Below are 16,195 nucleotides of genomic sequence, written 5' to 3' on the forward strand. Positions count from 1 at the left end.
GCCCTCTCCGCGAGGAGAGGGCCCATGCGCCGAACCGGTGTCCGCTTCGGCGCAAACGTCCTAGACGCGCACGCCCGTGAGCGGGGCCGAGCCGAAGGCGCCCAGCTTGACGTTGCCGCTCATGGAGTCGCCGGCCACGGTGGCGGTGAACTCCAGCGTCATCGGCATCGGTTGGGTGATGGCGCTCGACCAGGTCAGGGTGTCGCCCGACACCTTGCCTTCGATGGTCTGCTCACCCATGCGGCCCTTGGTCTGGCCGGTGAAGGTGTCGCCGCTGGTGGTGATCGAGGCCTCGACCTCCTGAGCGCCCATCGGCGAGTTGATCGTGATCTTCCAGTTGCCGTCCGCGGACATGGTGTCCCTCCCTGGGTTTAGGCGGGGCACCTAATCAAGGCTGAGCGGCGAGCGCAAGAGGTGACGCGGGCGTCATCTTTGACAATGTTCAATTTGAAATCGCATCCAGGCCCCGATCGGCGCCGGCGCGGCTAGTCGCCGAAGGCGAAACCCGCGGTGCGCATCGAGCGGACCATGGTCATCACATGGCTGTAGAGCTCGTTCGACCCATTGAGCATTTCAGGCTGGGCGAACACCGCGGTCGGCGCCACGAAGCCGCCGGGCCGTTCCTCGACGTATCCGCGGGCGAGCAGGCGGTCCACATAGGTCCGCAGGATGTCGTCGGGCATCGGCACGGTGCGGCGCAGGTCGTCCATGGTGGCGGGCTTGCGCAGGGGATCGGGCGGAATGGACTTCAGCTCGCTGTAGCGCGGGTCGCCGATCAGGTGGTTGGTGTTCAGCACCCAGATGGCGGTGAAGACGAGATACTCGATGATGTCGCCGCCATGGACCTTGGCCATGGAGGAACTGATCCGCATGATCTCGTAGGCCATGATGCGGACGACGGCGCGGCGGTTATCGCTCGCTGCGGGAGTAGTCGAAGTCACAACACACACCTCGGGCACTTACCGGGGCGATGTTAAGCCCATGTTCGCAAACAAGAAGTGAAGCGGCCTACTCGGCGGCTTCGAGGGCCGCCTGTTCGGCCCGGGCGAGCTCGGCGGCCTTGGCCTCGACCAGTTCGACGATGTGGTCGACCATCTTGTCGTTGTCCATCTTGTGATCTGGCTTGCCGGCCAGATAGACCATGCCCGCGCCCTTGCCGCCGCCGGTGAAGCCGACGTCGGTCATCAGCGCCTCGCCCGGGCCGTTCACGACGCAGCCGATGATCGAGAGGCTCATCGGGGTGGCGATGTGGGCTAGGCGCTTCTCCAGCGTCTCGACCGTCTGGATGACGTTGAAGCCCTGACGCGCGCAGGACGGGCAGGCGATGATGTTCACGCCGCGGTGGCGCAGGCCCAGCGACTTGAGGATGTCGAAGCCGACCTTGATCTCCTCGACCGGATCGGCGGCGAGGCTGACGCGGATGGTGTCGCCGATGCCGGCCCACAGCAGCGAGCCCATGCCGATCGCGGACTTGACGGTGCCGGTGCGCAGGGCGCCGGCCTCGGTGATGCCGACGTGCAGCGGGCAGTCGATGGCCTCGGCGAGCTGCTGATAGGCCGCGACGGTCATGAAGACGTCGGACGCCTTCACGCTGATCTTGAACTCGTGGAAGTCGTTGTCCTGCAGGATGCGGGCGTGGTCGAGGGCGCTCTCGACCATGGCCGCGGGGCAGGGCTCGCCGTACTTCTCCAGCAGGTGCGGTTCGAGGCTGCCGGCGTTGACGCCGATCCGCATCGAGCAGCCGTGGTCGCGGGCGGCCTGGATGACTTCCTTGACGCGGGCGGGCGAGCCGATGTTGCCGGGATTGATCCGCAGGCAGGCCGCGCCGGCCTGGGCCGCCTCGATGCCGCGCTTGTAGTGGAAGTGGATGTCGGCCACGAGCGGCAGCTTGGTCGCCTTGGCGATGGTCTTGAAGGCGGCGGTCGATTCCACGTCGGGGCAGGAGACGCGGACGATGTCGGCGCCGGCCTCCTCCAACTGACGGATCTGGTCGATGGTCGCCGCGGCGTCGGCCGTCAGCGTGTTGGTCATCGACTGGACCGTGATCGGCGCGTCGCCGCCGACCTCCACCTTGCCGACGCGGATCTTACGCGAGACGCGCCGGTCGATGGCGCGCCAGGGGCGGACGTGGGTGTGGTCTTGCACGGTCATGACCCGCGGAAAATAGGGCGTTCCGCGGGAAAACGCGAGGCCGCCCGGGCGCCCGGGTCAGGTGATGTCCTCGCCCGGCTTGAGACCGCCCTCCAGCAGGGCGCTCCAGACCTCCTCGGCGCTCTCGGCGAACTTGAAGAGATCGAGGTCGGCGGCCTTGATCATGCCCTCGGCGATCATGGTGTCGAAGTTGATCACCGAGCGCCAATAGGCCTCGTCGAACAGCACGACGGGGATCTTGGGGGCCTTGTCGGTCTGGCGCAGGGTCAGGATCTCGAAGAGCTCGTCGAGGGTGCCGAAGCCGCCGGGGAACACCACCAGCGCATTGGCGCGCATGGCCAGGTGCATCTTGCGCATGGCGAAGTAGTGGAAACGGAAGGTCAGGTCCGGCGTCGAATAGGCGTTGGGCTCCTGCTCGAACGGCAGGGTGATGTTGAAGCCGACCGAGGGGGCGCCGGCGTCCAGCGCGCCGAGATTGGCCGCCTCCATGATCCCCGGGCCGCCGCCGGTGGCGATGACGTTGTCGCGGGGCTCGCCGTTGGTGAGCAGGGCGCCGCCGCGCAGCGAGGCGATGCGGCCGAACTCGCGGGCGGCCGCGTACCAGCCGGCGTGGCGTCCAGGGCCGTTCGCAATGATGCGGGCGCTGCCGAAGACGACGATGGTGGAGCGCACGCCCCAGGCGCGCAGGGCGTCCTCGGCCTTGGCGTATTCCAGCAGGAAGCGGACGCCCCGCATCGAATCGCCGAGCAGGAAGTCCTCGTCCATCGCCGCCAGCCGATAGGACGGCGAGGCCATCTGGGCTGCGTTGCTGGGGACCGCTTCGCTGTCGGTGACGCTCGCGACCATGCCTTGACCTCCGTACTGCACGAGGCGGCAACTTCGCCGAGACGGGGGCGGGAGGCTAGCCCGTAAGCTTCTCGGCGGCGATGGTCGCGGCCGGCATCAGGCCCTTGCTCTGGCCGCCGACGAAGACCTGGAAGGCCGCGGGGTCGGTGACCTCGAGGGTCAGGCCCTTGAGGTTCGGCACGCGGTAGGCCTGGCCGGCGGAGAGCTGGCGGGCGAAGTAGACCGCGCCGCCGTTGCCGCGCACGATCAGCGAGACGCCCTTGCGGGCCTGGAGGGTGACCAGCGAGGTCGCCGGCTCGGCGCCGTAGACCGTGCCGCGCGGCACGAAGCTGATGGGCAGGGGCTCGGCCGGGGCGGCGGCCTCGCTCTTGGGCGCCAGGGCCGCGGCCCGCTTGGCGGCGACCACGGCGTCGGACGAACCGCCGGCGGCGGTGGCCTCGGCCAGGCCGGGAGTTTCATAGGGGGTCGGGGTGGTCGACTCGACCGGCGCGGGCAGCGGGGCGCCCAGGGCGACGGGGCCGGCGGGCGCGCCGAGCTTGGCCTTGGCCATGGCGGCGGCGGGCGCGGTGTGGGGCGGGGGCGCGTCGGCGGTCATCGCCCGCTGGGCGACGTTCCAGAGGACGATGGCGGCGATGACCAGCATGCCGCCGCCGACGATCAGGCTCAGGCGCGGATCCTTGGATTCGCTGACCCCGATCGGCGCGCGCAGGGCGGTGTCGGGAATCGGCTCGTCGCGGCGGAAGCGTTCGACCGCGGCGTCGCCGTCGAGGCCGAGCGCGGCGGCGTAGGCGCGGATATAGCCGATCGTGAACGGGCGCGAGGGCAGCTCGTCCAGTCGCATCTCCTCGATGGCGGCAAGATAGCTGCGGCGAATTCGCGTGGAGTCGGCCAGTTCCTGCAGGTTGAGGCCGCGGAATTCCCGCGCCGCCTTCAGCGCTGCGCCAATATCGGGTCCGGCTTCCAGGGTGGGCGTCAGGGCGCCGGCGCGGCTGGTCTCGCGATCGCCGCCATTACGCAAATCCAGACTTGTAACCCCGCCAGTATCGAGCGGCATGGCTACTTGGCGCCTCTTGCTAGCGTTACGATTTTAAGGCGAACTCACGCCCAGCCGGATTTACAGTAAAGGTCTTAATATTGGGTTGTGAATATCATTCAAGGCATTGGGATTCAATGCGCTAATCGGACGCGGGGGCGTAGGCGCGACGCCCCCCGTCGCGCTGTATTCAGATCGCCAAATACAATTTTCGAGCGAGAGTTTCGATCTCGTTCCGAACCGAGCCGGCGGTGCTGCGCATCAGGGCGGTGACGCCGCGGCGGGCGGCCTCGCGATCGCAGGACAGGACCATCTGCTTGACCGGGCCGATGCCGGCCGGCGGCATCGACAGTCGGTCGAAGCCCAGCGCCACCAGGGTGAAGGCTTCCAGCGGCCGGCCGGCCATCTCGCCGCACACCGAGACCGGGGTGCCGGTCTCCTCGCAGGCCTTCTGGATGGTCTGCAGCGCGCGCAGGGCCGGGGGCGAGAGGAAGTCGTAGCGGTCCGACACCCGCGGGTTCCCCCGGTCGGCGGCGAACAGGTACTGCATCAGGTCGTTGGTGCCGACGCTGACGAAGTCGGTCATCGGCAGCAGGGCGTCCAGGTGCCAGACCACGGCCGGCGCCTCGATCATCGCGCCGACGTCCAGGCGCGAGGGGGCGGGGCGGCCGCGGCGCTGGGCCCAGGCGACCTCGTGATCGACCAGGGCGCGGGCGGCGCGGAACTCGTCCACGCTGGCCACCAGCGGGAACATGATGCGCAGGGGCCGGCCGCGGGCGGCGGCGATCAGGGCGCGCAACTGCAGCCGCAGCAGGGCCGGGCGGTCGAGGCCCATGCGGATCGCGCGCCAGCCGAGGGCCGGGTTCTCCTCGCGCTCGGCCTCCAGATAGGGCAGCACCTTGTCGCCGCCGAGGTCGAGGGTGCGGAAGGTGACGGGCCGCTCGCCGGCGGCGTCCATCACCCGGCCGTAGAGCGCGGTCTGGGCGTTGAAGCGCGGCATCTCCTCGGCGACCATGAACTGGAACTCGGTGCGGAAGAGGCCGATGCCCTCCGCGCCGGTCTCGCCCAGGATGTCGAGGTCGACGTCCAGGCCGGCGTTCATCAGCAGCGTGACCTTGTGGCCGTCGCGGGTGAAGGCCGGGGTGTCGCGCAGCTTGGCGAACTCGGCGCGCCGTTGCAGGCGGACCTCCAGGCGGGCCTGGAGCGCCTTCACCACGTCGACGCGGGGGCGCAGATAGGCCTCGCCGGTCTCGGCGTCGACGATGACCGGGTCGCCCTCGGAGACCTTGTCGCGCAGGCCGGGCAGGCGCCCGACGCAGGGGATGTCGAGCGCGCGCGCGACGATGGCGGCGTGGCTGGCCGAGGAGCCTTCCTCCAGCAGCAGGCCGGCCAGCTTGGTGCGGTCGTATTCGAGCAGGTCGGCGGGGCCGAGGTTCCGCGCGATCAGGATGGCGTTCTCGGGCAGGTCGCGGGCGGTGTGGCCGTCGCCGGACAGGTGGCGCAACAGGCGGTCGGCCAGGTCCTCGAAGTCGTGCAGGCGCTCGCGCAGATAGGGGTCGCGGGCCTGGCCCAGGCGGGCGCGGTGCTCGGAACGCACCCGCTCGACGGCGGCCTCGGCGGTCAGGCCGTTGCGCACGGCGTCCTCGAGGTTGCGGTTCCAGCCCCGGTCGTGGGCGAACATCTTGTAGGTCTCGAGCACCTCGAAGGAGGCGTCGACCAGGCCGTGCTCGCCGGTCAGCATGTCGTCGATCTGGGCCTGGAGGCCCAGGATCGCGGTCTTCAGGCGCGCCTCCTCGGCGACCACGTCCTCGGCCAGCAGTTGCGAGGGCGCGACCGGGGGTTCGTGCAGCACAGCCACGCCGAGCGCCAGGCCGTCGGCGAATTTCGAACCGATCAGCCGCTCGGGCCGGTGGGGCGCGATCTCGACGCCCTTGAGCTCGCCCTCCAGCTCGCTGCCGGCGACCATCTCGGCCAGCACCATGGCGACGATCTGCAGGTCCTCGACCTCGTCGTCGGTATAGACCCGCTCGGTGCGGTTCTGGACGACCAGCACGCCGATGGCGCGGCCGCCGCGCAGCAGCGGCACGCCCAGGAAGGCGTGGAACGGGTCTTCGCCGGTCTCGGGCCGGTAGGAGAAGGCCGGATGGTTCGGCGCGTCGGAAAGGTTCAGCGGCCGGCCCAGGCGCATGATCTCGCCGATCAGGCCCTCGCCGGGCTTCATGCGGGTGACGTGGACGGCGCCGGGGTCGAGGCCCTCGGTGGCGAACAGTTCCATGTCGCCGCTGGCGCGGCGCATATAGAGGGAGCAGACCTCGGCGACCATCGAGCCGGCGATGATCCGCACGACGATGTCCAGGCGCGACTGGGCGGGCCCGCCAGACGCGAGCGCTTCGCGGATCTGCCGAAGCAGGCTGCGTTGTCCTCGAACCGCGACACCCGGCATGGCCATCAGGCGAGTTTCTCTCCCTTTTCCCTAATCGCCTCCTAGCAGCTTTGAGCGTCGGAACGGAGACGAAAACAGGACCGCGCGACTTTGTGAGCGTGGCCATATGGCCAGGGCCGGCGATCGGGCCGGCCGATCCGCGGACGGCCGCCGCGGGCGCCCAGAAAACAGGCGCCAGGCGGGCGGTTGCCTGATCAGGCGCTGCTGCCCATAGTTCCGGGTAACGATGTTCGTCAGGGGAGGGGCGGGCGATGGGCAAGGCGTGGCTGGGATTCGTGGGCGGCCTGGCCGTGATCCTGTCGGGCGCGCTGCTGGCGTGGCTGGTGCAGACGTCCGGCGACGTGACGGTGAGGGACGTCCGGTTCGCAGGCGATCGCGGAACCACGCTGTCGGCCCTGGTCTATACGCCGGCCTCGGCGACGGCGGCCCGGCCGGCGCCCGGCGTGCTGCTCAGCCACGGCTACATCAACACCCGCGAGATGCAGTCGGCGTTCGCCATCGAGCTGGCGCGGCGCGGCTTCGTGGTGGTGGCGATGGACCAGCCGGGCCACGGCTATTCGTCGGCCATCGTCGGGGCGAACGATTTCGGCGGTCCGGCGGCGCTGAGATACCTCAAGAGCCTGCCGCAGGTGGACAAGGCCAATATCGGGCTGGCCGGGCACAGCCTGGGCGGCGGACCGGTGGTCGGCGCGGCGGCGTCCGATCCGGCGGGTTACAAGGCGGCGGTTCTGGTCGGCTCGACCCCGGCGATCGGCGCGGTGTTCGGGTCGAAGGCGACGGCGGACCTGCGCAACCTGGCGCTGGTGTTCGGCGGCTATGACGAGTTCGCCGAACTGATGTGGCAGGTCCCGCGGGGCTTCGATGCGCCGAAGTCGCCGGCGATGCAGGCGCTGTTTGCAACCTCGGGCCCGATCGAGCCGGGCCGCGTGTACGGCGACATCGGGGCGGGAACCGCGCGGGTGCTGCACGTGCCGGCGGTGACCCATCCCTGGGAGCATTTCTCGGCCGGCGGCGTCGCCCCGACCGTGGACTGGTTCCAGCGGACCCTGGACGGAGCGGCTCGCCCCCTGCCGGCGGGCCAGCAGGTCTGGATCTGGAAGGAGGTCGGCACGCTGATCGCCTTCGCCGGGATGGTGATCCTGATGCTGACGGCGTTCGACATCCTGCTGGGCGTGCGCTGGCTGCACCGGCTGGCCAGGACGCCAGAGCCGGGGCGGGCGCGCCGCGACGGGCGCTGGTGGCTGGCCTTCGCCCTGACCGCGGCGCTGCCGGCGATCACCTTCTTTCCGTTCATGAAGCTGGGGATGCTGTTCTTCCCGATGCCGGTCTTCCCGCAGTGGATCACCAACCAGCTATTGGTCTGGGCGCTGCTGGGCGCCGTGCTGACGCTGGGGACCGGGCTGGTCCTGAAGGCGCCGAAGAGCGCCGTGCGCGCCGATTGGCCGAGGTCGGCGGTGATCGCGCTGCTGAGCGTCGGGGCGGGCTATGTTTCGCTGCATCTGGTCGACCGCTACCTGCACGTCGACTACCGCTTCTGGGTTCTGGGCCTGAAGCCGCTGGACCTGCGTCACCTGGGATTCGCGCTGGCCTACCTGCCGCTGTGGACCGTGTTCTTTGTCGTCTCGCTGCGGGGCCTGCACGGCAGCCTGGCGGTGGCGGGCGAGCGGCGAGGCGCGCACTACGCGGCGGGGATCCTGGCCATGTGCCTGGGCTTTATGCTGCTGCTGGCGGTGCAGTATGGGGCGCTGCTGGCCACCGGGCGGCTGGCGATCGCGTCCGAGCCGCTCAACACCATCATCGCGATCCAGTTCGTGCCGCTGCTGGCCCTGGTGGGGGCGATCGCGGTGTTCACCTGGCGGCGGACCGGCAGCTACCTGCCCGGCGCGCTGATCTGCGCGCTGCTGGTGACCTGGTACGTGACGGCGGGGACGGCGACCCACTGGTCGCCGCAGTTCCAACTGCCGACGCCCGGCGGGGGCTAAGGGCGGGCGACGCGCTTGGCCATCAGCAGGTCGGGCTTGCCGAAGCCGTTGGCGTCCGGGACCACGCCGACGGGCTCGTAGCCCAGCTTGCGGTAGAAGAAGAACGGGTGGCCGTTGGTCGGCGCGATCTGGGCCAGCTTGGCCAGCGCCTGGGGAAAGATGTCGGCCCCGAACAGGGTGGTGCCGCCGAACTCGTCGTCGGTGCCGAGATAGACGGTCAGCTTGCCCATGGCCGCGACCCGCGCCTCCAGCGCCGCGGTGAGCGCCGCGCCGACGCCCTTGCGATGGTGGGCCGGATCGACGGCCAGCGGATGCAGCTCGGCCGCGTGGCTGTAGGTGTCGATGCCGCCGATGAAGCCCAGCACCGTCTCGCCGTCGAGCGCGGCCATGGCGAAGCGCTCGGGGACGGTCAGGAAGGTCTCGATCTCGGCCTCGGCGTCGCCGTCCTCGTCATAGGCGGGGATGTGGGTGAAGGCCTCGCGCAGGATGCGCGCGCAGTCGGCGCGCTGGGCGGCGGTCAGGTGTTCGAAGGCGACGATGTCCATGGGGTGACAAGGTAGGCGCACCGCCGCGCGCCCGCCAGGATGTGCTCGGCGCGCTCCACCCGGGCCGGGGCCAGCATGGCGCGGAACAGCGCCAGTTCCGAGCGGCAGAAGCCCTGGCAGGCGCTGGCCGCCGCGCAGATCGGGCAGTGGTTCTCGATCAGCAGGTAGGCGCCGTCGGGCGTGCGGCTCCACTCGGCCATGTAGCCCTCGGCGGCGCGGACGCCGGCCAGCCGCTCCAGCCGCTGCTCCAGGGTGTCGGCGCTCGCCAACGCCTTGCGATAGCCGACCTCGGTCGCCTGCTCGCGCCGGGCGACCAGCCGGTCCAGGCCCGCCTCGCCGAACTCGCTGCGCACCGCCTCCAGCAGTTCGACGGTGAGCTGGGCGTGGGTGTTGGGAAAGCGCTCGTTTCCGAGGGCGCTGAGCGACCAGGAACGGCGGGGGCGGCCGACCCCCATGCGTTCGACGACATGCTCGACCAGCCCCTCGGACTGGAGCTTTTCCATTTGCAGGCGGGCCGCCTGGCGGGTCACACCCATGGCCTCGGCGATCGCCTTGGTCTGGGCCGGTCCCTTGCTCTTCAGCAGCAGCAGGATCTGATCGGATGTCGTTCGCATTTGACAAATAGATGATTGCAAAACCGCCGGGCCGGGTCTAGTGCGAAATATGTAAAGTTTGGAGTTGTCAAATGACGTCGGCCGCACGCGCGGATGGAAGCTGGGCCGATGTCGTCGGCGAGGGCCGGCTGCCGCGCTTCATCCTGATCTGCCTGGGCGTCTGGATCAGCGCCGCGGACTCGATGGTCACGGCGACGATCATGCCCAGCGTCGGGGCCGATCTCGGCGGCTACGCCTATTTCGGCTGGGCGACGGCGGGGTTCCTGCTGGGGTCGGTGCTGGCCGGGGCGAGCTCGGGCCGGCTGGCGCTGCGCTTCGGCCTGCGCCGGGCGACCGCGGCGGCGGCGCTGCTCTACGCGGCCGGATGCGCGCTCAGCGCCGGCGGGCCGGACATCGCCAGCTTCCTGGTCGGCCGCGTCCTGCAAGGGCTGGGCGGCGGCTGGGTGGTCGGGTTCTGCTCGGTGGCGATCGGGTTGTTGTTCCCCGACCGGCTGCTGCCGCGGGTCTACGCCTCGATCACGGCGATCTGGGGCGTGGCCAGCCTGCTGGGGCCGCTGATCGGCGGAATCTTCGCCGACCTGGGCGCCTGGCGCTGGGTGTTCTGGCTGTTCGCGATCCAGGGCGCGGGCGTGGCCTGGGCCGCGTTCGTGATGCTGCCGCGCGGTGACCAGGGCGACGACGGGGCCAAGGTCGCCTGGCCGCAACTGGCGCTGATCGCCGCGGGCGTGGCGGCCATCGGCCTGGCCGACATGGCGCGCGACTTCGTCCGCTCCGGGATGCTGACGGCCCTGGGCGTCGCGCTGCTGATGGCGATGGTCTGGCTCGACGGCCGTTCGCCGGTGCGGCTGCTGCCCAAGGGAGCGGGCGACCTGGGCGCCATTCCGGGCGCGGGGTTCGCCGCCATGTTCCTGCTGACCGTCGCCTCGATGGGCTTTGCGATCTATGGCCCGGCCATCCTGCAGCAGTTGGCCGGGCTGTCGGCGCTGGAGGCGGGCTACGTGATCGCCGGCGAGGCGGCGGCCTGGACCGTGACGGGCCTGATGGTCGCGCACCTGACCGGGGCCTGGCCGGCGCGGATGATCCGCCTGGGCGCGGTGGTGGCGACCCTCGGCGTGCTGTTCGCGGCCCTGACCATGCCCTCGGCGTCGATCGTCGGGGTGGTGACGGCGGGCGTGTTCCTGGGCGGCGGCTTTGGCCTGTCGTGGGCGTTCATGAGCCAGCGCATCCTGGCCTCGCTGCCGGAGGGCGAGGAGCGGGCGATCGGGGCGGCGGGCATGACCACCGTGCGGCTGACCGGCTCGGCGGTCGGGGCGGCGGCGGCGGGCGCCGTGGCCAACCTGGTCGGGTTCTCGGGCGGCCTGACCGACGCCACGGCGCATGCGGCGGGGCTTTGGGTGTTCGTCGCCGTGCTGCCGCTGGCGATGCTGGGCGTCTGGTGCGCCTTCAAGCTGACCTGGGCCAAGGCCGCAGCGCGCCCAGCATGATGCGCGAGAGCGCCGCGATCGCCTCGGCGCGGCTCATCCGCCCGGCCCGGCCCGGTGCTGACCGGCTTCGAGTTCGTCGGCGTGGCGCGCAGCGACGGCGCGCGCATCCGCCCGCGCGGGCGCGTTGCGGCCGGCGATCGACAGCGTCCACGCCCTGTCGGACGCCGACGCCGCCTTCGATCGGTTCGCCGCCCGCGGCAAGCGCGGGCGGGTGCTGCTGAAGCTTTAGAGCTGGTCCAGGCCGAAGCCGGCGTGCAGGGCGCGCACGGCCAGTTCGGTGTAGGCCGCGTCGATCAGCACGCTGATCTTGATCTCGCTGGTCGAGATGACCTGGATGTTCACGCCCTTGTCGGCCAGGGCCTGGAACATGGTCTTGGCGACGCCGGTGTGGCTGCGCATGCCCACGCCGATGACCGAGACCTTGGCCACGTCCTCGTTGACCTGGACGTCGTCGAAGCCGATCTGCGGCTGGTGGGCGCGGACGATCTCGACGGCGCGCTGGGCGTCGCGCTTGCCGACGGTGAACTCCATGTTCGCGGTGTCGGCGGTGCGCGCGTGGCTCTGCACGATCATGTCGACATTGACGTTGGCGTCGGCCAGGGCGCCGAAGATCTCGGACGAGACGCCCGGATGGTCGGGCAGGCCGAACAGGCTGATCTTGGCTTCGTCACGGCTGTAGGCGACGCCGCTCACGATGCGCTTTTCCATGATCTCTTCCTCGTCGCACACGATGGTGCCTTGGCCGGGCGCTTCGCCAGGCTCGACAAAACTGGACAACACCCGCACCGGCACGTTCTGGGCCATGGCGAGTTCGACGGAGCGGGTCTGCAGGACCTTGGCGCCCAGGGAGGCCATCTCCAGCATCTCCTCGTAGGAGATCTTGCCGAGCTTCCTGGCCTTGCTCTCGATGCGCGGGTCGGTCGTGTAGACGCCGTCGACGTCGGTATAGATATCGCAGCGGATGGCCTTCACCGCCGCGGCGATGGCGACGGCGCTGGTGTCGGAGCCGCCGCGGCCGAGGGTGGCGATGCGGCCGTCGCGCGTCACGCCCTGGAAGCCGGCGATCACCGCCACCTGGCCGCTGTCTAGGGCGGCGACCAGCTTGTCGGGCTGGATGTCGTCGATGCGGGCGCGGCCGTGGGCGTCGTCGGCGATGATCGGGATCTGCCAGCCCAGCCACGACTTGGCCGGCAGGCCCATGTTGCGCAGGGTCATGGCCAGCAGGCCGGCGGTCACCTGCTCGCCCGAGGCGACGACGGTGTCGTACTCGTCGTCCGACGAGGGCAGGCCCTGGGCCGCGGCGCCGGCGCCGTCGGTCCAGGCGACCAGCTCGTTGGTCTTGCCGGCCATGGCCGACACGACGACCGCGACCTTATGGCCGGCGGCGACCTCGGCGGCCACAAGCCGGCCGACGCGCCGGATACGCTCGAGGTCGGCGACCGAGGTGCCGCCGAATTTCATCACTAGCCGAGACAGCGCAGGAGCTCCGCTTGAGAGGGAAGGCTGCGCCTAATAGCGGGGGAGGCGGTCAGGGGCAATGTCTGCCTGTGCAGGTGCGAAAACGACGCGCCCGGCGCAAGATGGCGCCCGTTCCGGGGCCTGGCGGACGATAGGGGCTGGCGCCCTGCGCCGCGCGGTAGGAAAAGGGTTGCATGTCGACCGCGTCCGCTTCCTCGATCGACCCGAAAGAGGTCGAACAATTCTCGCGCATCGCCGCCGAATGGTGGGATCCCAAGGGCAAGTTCGCCCCGCTGCACAAGTTCAACCCGGTGCGGCTGGCCTTCATCCGCGAGCAGGTCCAGGCCCGGTTCGGGCGCGACCCCAAGGCCATCCGGCCGTTCGAGGGGCTGCGGCTGCTGGACATCGGCTGCGGCGGCGGGCTGCTGTGCGAGCCGATGACGCGGCTGGGGTTCCAGGTGACCGGGGTCGACGCCTCGGAGCGCAACATCGGCACGGCCAGCGCCCACGCCGCGCAGCAGGGGCTGGAGATCGACTATCGGGCGACCACGGCCGAGGACCTGCTGGCCGCCGGCGAGCCGCCGTTCGACGTGGTGCTGAACATGGAGGTGATCGAGCACGTCGCCGACCCGGGCGAGTACCTGCGCAACTGCGCGCGGCTGCTGGCGCCGGGGGGGCTGATGATCGTGGCGACGCTCAATCGCACGCTGAAGGCCCTGGCCCTGGCCAAGGTCGGGGCCGAGTGCGTGCTGCGCTGGGTGCCGGCCGGGACCCATGACTGGAACAAGTTCCTCAAGCCCGACGAGCTTCGCGGCTTCCTGGCCGGCGAGCCGGTCGAGATGCAGGGACCGTTCGGCGTGGCGTTCGATCCGCTGTCGGGCCGCTGGTCGCGCTCGGCCGACTGCGACATCAACTACATGGTGACCGTGACGCGGGACGCAGCGTAAAGAGGCCGCCCACGAGGAAGTCCCCATGCCTTCTATCAGGGTGCTCGGTCACGCCTACCGCGCCTGGCGCCGCAACAGGACGTGGGCGAAGCACGAGCCCGAGACCCCGTACCTGGCCGACCTGCTCAGCGGCTCGCCGGTGTGCCTGCACGTGGGGGCCAGCGACGGGCGTCACTGCTACGTCATGACCCAGGTGGCGCCGGCCGCGCAGATCCACGCCTTCGAGCCCTCGGCCTTCACCTTCGAGGTGCTCAAGGTCTGCCTGGCCTGGCACGGGATCGCCGGGCATGTGACGCCGGTCCAGGCCGCGGTCGCCGACGTGCCCGGCGACCTGCTGCTGGTGACGCCGATCAAGACCTCGGGCCGCAAGGCGCGGGGCTATGCCTATGTGGCGGCCCAGCGGCCGCAGAGCCCGGTGCGCCCCGACTTCGAGGACATGGGCGCCGAGGTCGAGCCGACCGCGGTCACCACCCTCGACGGCTATTGCCAGGCCCAGGGCCTGGGCCGCGTCGACTTCATCCGCATGGACATCGAGGGCGCGGAGCTGAAGGCCCTGAAGGGCGCCGAGCAGATCATCGACCGCGACCGCCCGCACGTGCTGATCGAGATCCACCCGCTGATGCTGGAGGCCCATTTCGGCGGCACGGCCGGGGCGGTGCTGGAGGTGTTCCTCTCGCGCGGCTACCGGATGTTCGCCCTGAACGGCGACCGGCTGGAAGAGTGCGCGGACGTCGACGTCGAGGCGCCGTGGAAGGACTATTTCTTCGTCCACCCGGAGCGGGCCGGCGAGCTGCCGGACGGCGTCTTCAAGGCGCGGATGGCGGCCTGATCGTCAGGTTCTCGGCGCGGGCTTCCACAAACCCGGCCCGTCGACGGCTGGCGCCCCGGCAGGCGGCGCACTAGGCTTCCCCAAACAACGATAAAGGCTAAACAACGATAATGGGAGGAGCCGCGGAATGCTGGCCCTGATGATGGACCGGGCGCTGAACCTGCCCTCGATCCTCGAATATGCGGCGGCCTATCACGGCGACCGCGAGGTCGTGACGCGGACGGTCGAGGGGCCGATCCATCGCTACACCTACCGCGACGCGCTGGCGCGGGCCAAGCAGATGGCCAACGCGCTGATCGACCTGGGCGTGAAGCCCGGCGACCGGGTGGCGACCCTGGCCTGGAGCACGCACCGCCACTTCGAGCTCTACTACGCGGTGTCGGGGATCGGGGCGGTCCTGCACACCATCAATCCGCGGCTGCATCCCGACCAGATCGCCTGGGTGGCCAATCACGCGGAAGACTCGATCCTGCTGTTCGACGTCGGCTTCGGCGAGCTGGTCGGCGACCTGGCCGGGAAGCTGCCGACCGTGAAGACCTTCGTGGCCATGACCGACCGCGCGCACCTGCCGCCGCAGTCGCCGGCCGGGACGCTGGTCTACGAGGAGCTGATCGCGGCCCATCCGCCGCGGTTCGAATGGCCCGAGCTGGACGAGCGGATGGCCTCGGGTCTCTGCTACACCTCGGGCACGACGGGCCATCCCAAGGGCGTGCTCTACGGCCACCGCTCGACGGTGCTGCACGCCATGGCGCTGGTGGCGCCGGACGCCTTCGACCTGTCGGCCCGCGACACGGTGCTGCCCTGCGCCCAGATGTACCACGCCAACGCCTGGTGCACGCCCTACGCCGCGCCGCTGGTCGGGGCCAAGCTGGTGCTGCCCGGGCGGCTGCTGGACGGCCCCTCGATCTGCGAGCTGGCGGTGGCCGAGCAGGCGAGCTTCCTGCTGGGCGTGCCGACGATCTGGGTCGGCGTGCTCGACCACCTGGACCAGACCGGCCAGAAGCTGACCAGCGTGCGCAACGTGGCGATCGGCGGCTCGGCCCCGACCGCCTCGCTGATGCGGCGGGTCGAGACCCAGCTCGGCGCGACCGTCCGCCAGATCTGGGGCATGACCGAGACCAGCCCGCTGGGCGTCATCAACACGCCGTTGCCCCGGCACGCGGGCGAGGACGAGGAGGCAAGCTACGCCCGCAAGCTCAAGCAGGGGCGGGGCCTGTGGGGCGTCGACCTGCGGATCATGGGCGAGGACGGCAAGGAGCAGCCGCGCGACGGGGTCAGCGTCGGCGCCCTGCAGGTGCGCGGGCCCTGGGTCTCGTCGGCCTACTTCAAGAACGAAGGGGCGCAGGTGTTCCTGGGCGACGGCTGGTTCGACACCGGCGACATCGCCACCATCGACGAGGAGGGCTACCTGCGCCTGACCGACCGGGCCAAGGACGTGATCAAGTCGGGCGGGGAGTGGATCTCGACCCTGGACCTGGAGGACGCGGTGTCCTCGCATCCGGCCGTGGCCCTGGCCGCGGCGATCGGCATGCCGCACCCGAAGTGGGACGAGCGGCCGCTGCTGCTGGTGGTGCTGCGTCCGGGCCAGAGCGCCGACCCGGAGGAGCTGAAGGCGCACGTCGCCGCCCGGGTCGCCAAGTGGTGGACGCCCGACGAGGTGCGGATCGTCGAGGCGCTGCCGATCGGCCCGACCGGCAAGGTGCTGAAGCGCGAGCTGCGCGACCGGATCGCCGCGGCGGCGGCCTGATCGGCGGGAGCGCGGCGGAAACTGCTGTCGCGCTTCTGCGTTCCACTCCCAGGTCAGGTATCCGAGTTGGGAGCTTAAGCGTGGCGCATAAGAGACCCAGGGGCATATTGTCCGTG

At 70.4% G+C, this 16,195-nt stretch carries 14 protein-coding genes; 5 read left to right on the forward strand and 9 right to left on the reverse strand.

The features are described 5' to 3' along the window. Nucleotides 1-60: 60 nt before the first annotated feature. The 6 genes from RTL41_RS05815 to ptsP all read right to left on the reverse strand — a co-directional run bounded on the left by RTL41_RS05815 (nt 61) and on the right by ptsP (nt 6,479). The gene (locus tag RTL41_RS05815) at nt 61-354 is read right to left on the reverse strand and encodes a hypothetical protein (RefSeq protein ID WP_312162285.1); all 294 of its coding nucleotides are present in this window, start codon (nt 352-354) and stop codon (nt 61-63) included. Nucleotides 355-485: 131 nt separating this feature from the next. Continuing rightward, entirely contained in the window at nt 486-941 is a 456-nt protein-coding gene (locus RTL41_RS05820) for a hypothetical protein (RefSeq protein ID WP_312162287.1), read from the reverse strand. 67 nt (nt 942-1,008) lie between these two features. Then, nucleotides 1,009-2,151, reverse strand: coding sequence for a flavodoxin-dependent (E)-4-hydroxy-3-methylbut-2-enyl-diphosphate synthase (gene ispG, locus RTL41_RS05825; protein WP_312162289.1), 1,143 nt, complete (start codon nt 2,149-2,151; stop codon nt 1,009-1,011). Between the two features lie 57 nt (nt 2,152-2,208). Next, complete coding sequence (locus RTL41_RS05830; protein ID WP_312162291.1) at nt 2,209-2,997, reverse strand: LOG family protein; 789 nt, start codon at nt 2,995-2,997, stop codon at nt 2,209-2,211. A 55-nt stretch (nt 2,998-3,052) separates the two neighbouring features. After that, entirely contained in the window at nt 3,053-4,051 is a 999-nt protein-coding gene (locus RTL41_RS05835) for a helix-turn-helix domain-containing protein (RefSeq protein ID WP_312162293.1), read from the reverse strand. 169 nt (nt 4,052-4,220) lie between these two features. Further along, nucleotides 4,221-6,479: a phosphoenolpyruvate--protein phosphotransferase gene (ptsP, locus tag RTL41_RS05840; RefSeq protein ID WP_312162295.1), complete on the reverse strand. Its 2,259-nt coding sequence runs from the start codon at nt 6,477-6,479 to the stop codon at nt 4,221-4,223. 245 nt (nt 6,480-6,724) lie between these two features. On the opposite strand from ptsP, the gene RTL41_RS05845 reads away from it, so the two are divergent. Continuing rightward, nucleotides 6,725-8,455 carry an alpha/beta fold hydrolase gene (locus tag RTL41_RS05845; RefSeq protein ID WP_312162297.1) on the forward strand — a complete coding sequence of 577 codons (1,731 nt, stop codon included), beginning with the start codon at nt 6,725-6,727 and terminating at the stop codon, nt 8,453-8,455. On the opposite strand, the gene RTL41_RS05850 is transcribed toward RTL41_RS05845, so the two are convergent. After that, on the reverse strand, nt 8,452-9,000 hold the full coding sequence (locus RTL41_RS05850) for a GNAT family N-acetyltransferase (RefSeq protein WP_312162298.1): 549 nt from the start codon (nt 8,998-9,000) through the stop codon (nt 8,452-8,454). The genes RTL41_RS05845 and RTL41_RS05850 overlap by 4 nt on opposite strands. Beyond that, nucleotides 8,973-9,614, reverse strand: coding sequence for a metalloregulator ArsR/SmtB family transcription factor (locus tag RTL41_RS05855; RefSeq protein WP_312162300.1), 642 nt, complete (start codon nt 9,612-9,614; stop codon nt 8,973-8,975). Before RTL41_RS05855 ends, RTL41_RS05850 begins: the two co-directional genes overlap by 28 nt. Nucleotides 9,615-9,685: 71 nt before the next feature. On the opposite strand from RTL41_RS05855, the gene RTL41_RS05860 reads away from it, so the two are divergent. Then, complete coding sequence (locus RTL41_RS05860; protein ID WP_312162302.1) at nt 9,686-11,098, forward strand: MFS transporter; 1,413 nt, start codon at nt 9,686-9,688, stop codon at nt 11,096-11,098. A 225-nt stretch (nt 11,099-11,323) separates the two neighbouring features. Here RTL41_RS05860 and RTL41_RS05865 read toward each other — a convergent pair whose 3' ends face one another. Continuing rightward, nucleotides 11,324-12,574 carry an aspartate kinase gene (locus RTL41_RS05865; RefSeq protein ID WP_312162896.1) on the reverse strand — a complete coding sequence of 417 codons (1,251 nt, stop codon included), beginning with the start codon at nt 12,572-12,574 and terminating at the stop codon, nt 11,324-11,326. 176 nt (nt 12,575-12,750) lie between these two features. Here RTL41_RS05865 and ubiG point away from each other — a divergent pair, with 176 nt between their 5' ends. From ubiG to RTL41_RS05880, 3 genes are all read left to right on the forward strand, one after another. Continuing rightward, on the forward strand, nt 12,751-13,503 hold the full coding sequence (gene ubiG / locus RTL41_RS05870) for a bifunctional 2-polyprenyl-6-hydroxyphenol methylase/3-demethylubiquinol 3-O-methyltransferase UbiG (protein WP_312162304.1): 753 nt from the start codon (nt 12,751-12,753) through the stop codon (nt 13,501-13,503). 25 nt (nt 13,504-13,528) lie between these two features. Beyond that, nucleotides 13,529-14,332: an FkbM family methyltransferase gene (locus tag RTL41_RS05875; RefSeq protein ID WP_312162306.1), complete on the forward strand. Its 804-nt coding sequence runs from the start codon at nt 13,529-13,531 to the stop codon at nt 14,330-14,332. Nucleotides 14,333-14,459: 127 nt separating this feature from the next. Next, nucleotides 14,460-16,079 carry a long-chain fatty acid--CoA ligase gene (locus tag RTL41_RS05880; protein ID WP_312162308.1) on the forward strand — a complete coding sequence of 540 codons (1,620 nt, stop codon included), beginning with the start codon at nt 14,460-14,462 and terminating at the stop codon, nt 16,077-16,079. Nucleotides 16,080-16,195 lie beyond the last annotated feature (116 nt).

The sequence above is a fragment of the Phenylobacterium sp. genome, assembly GCF_031984885.1.
Lineage (GTDB): Bacteria > Pseudomonadota > Alphaproteobacteria > Caulobacterales > Caulobacteraceae > Phenylobacterium.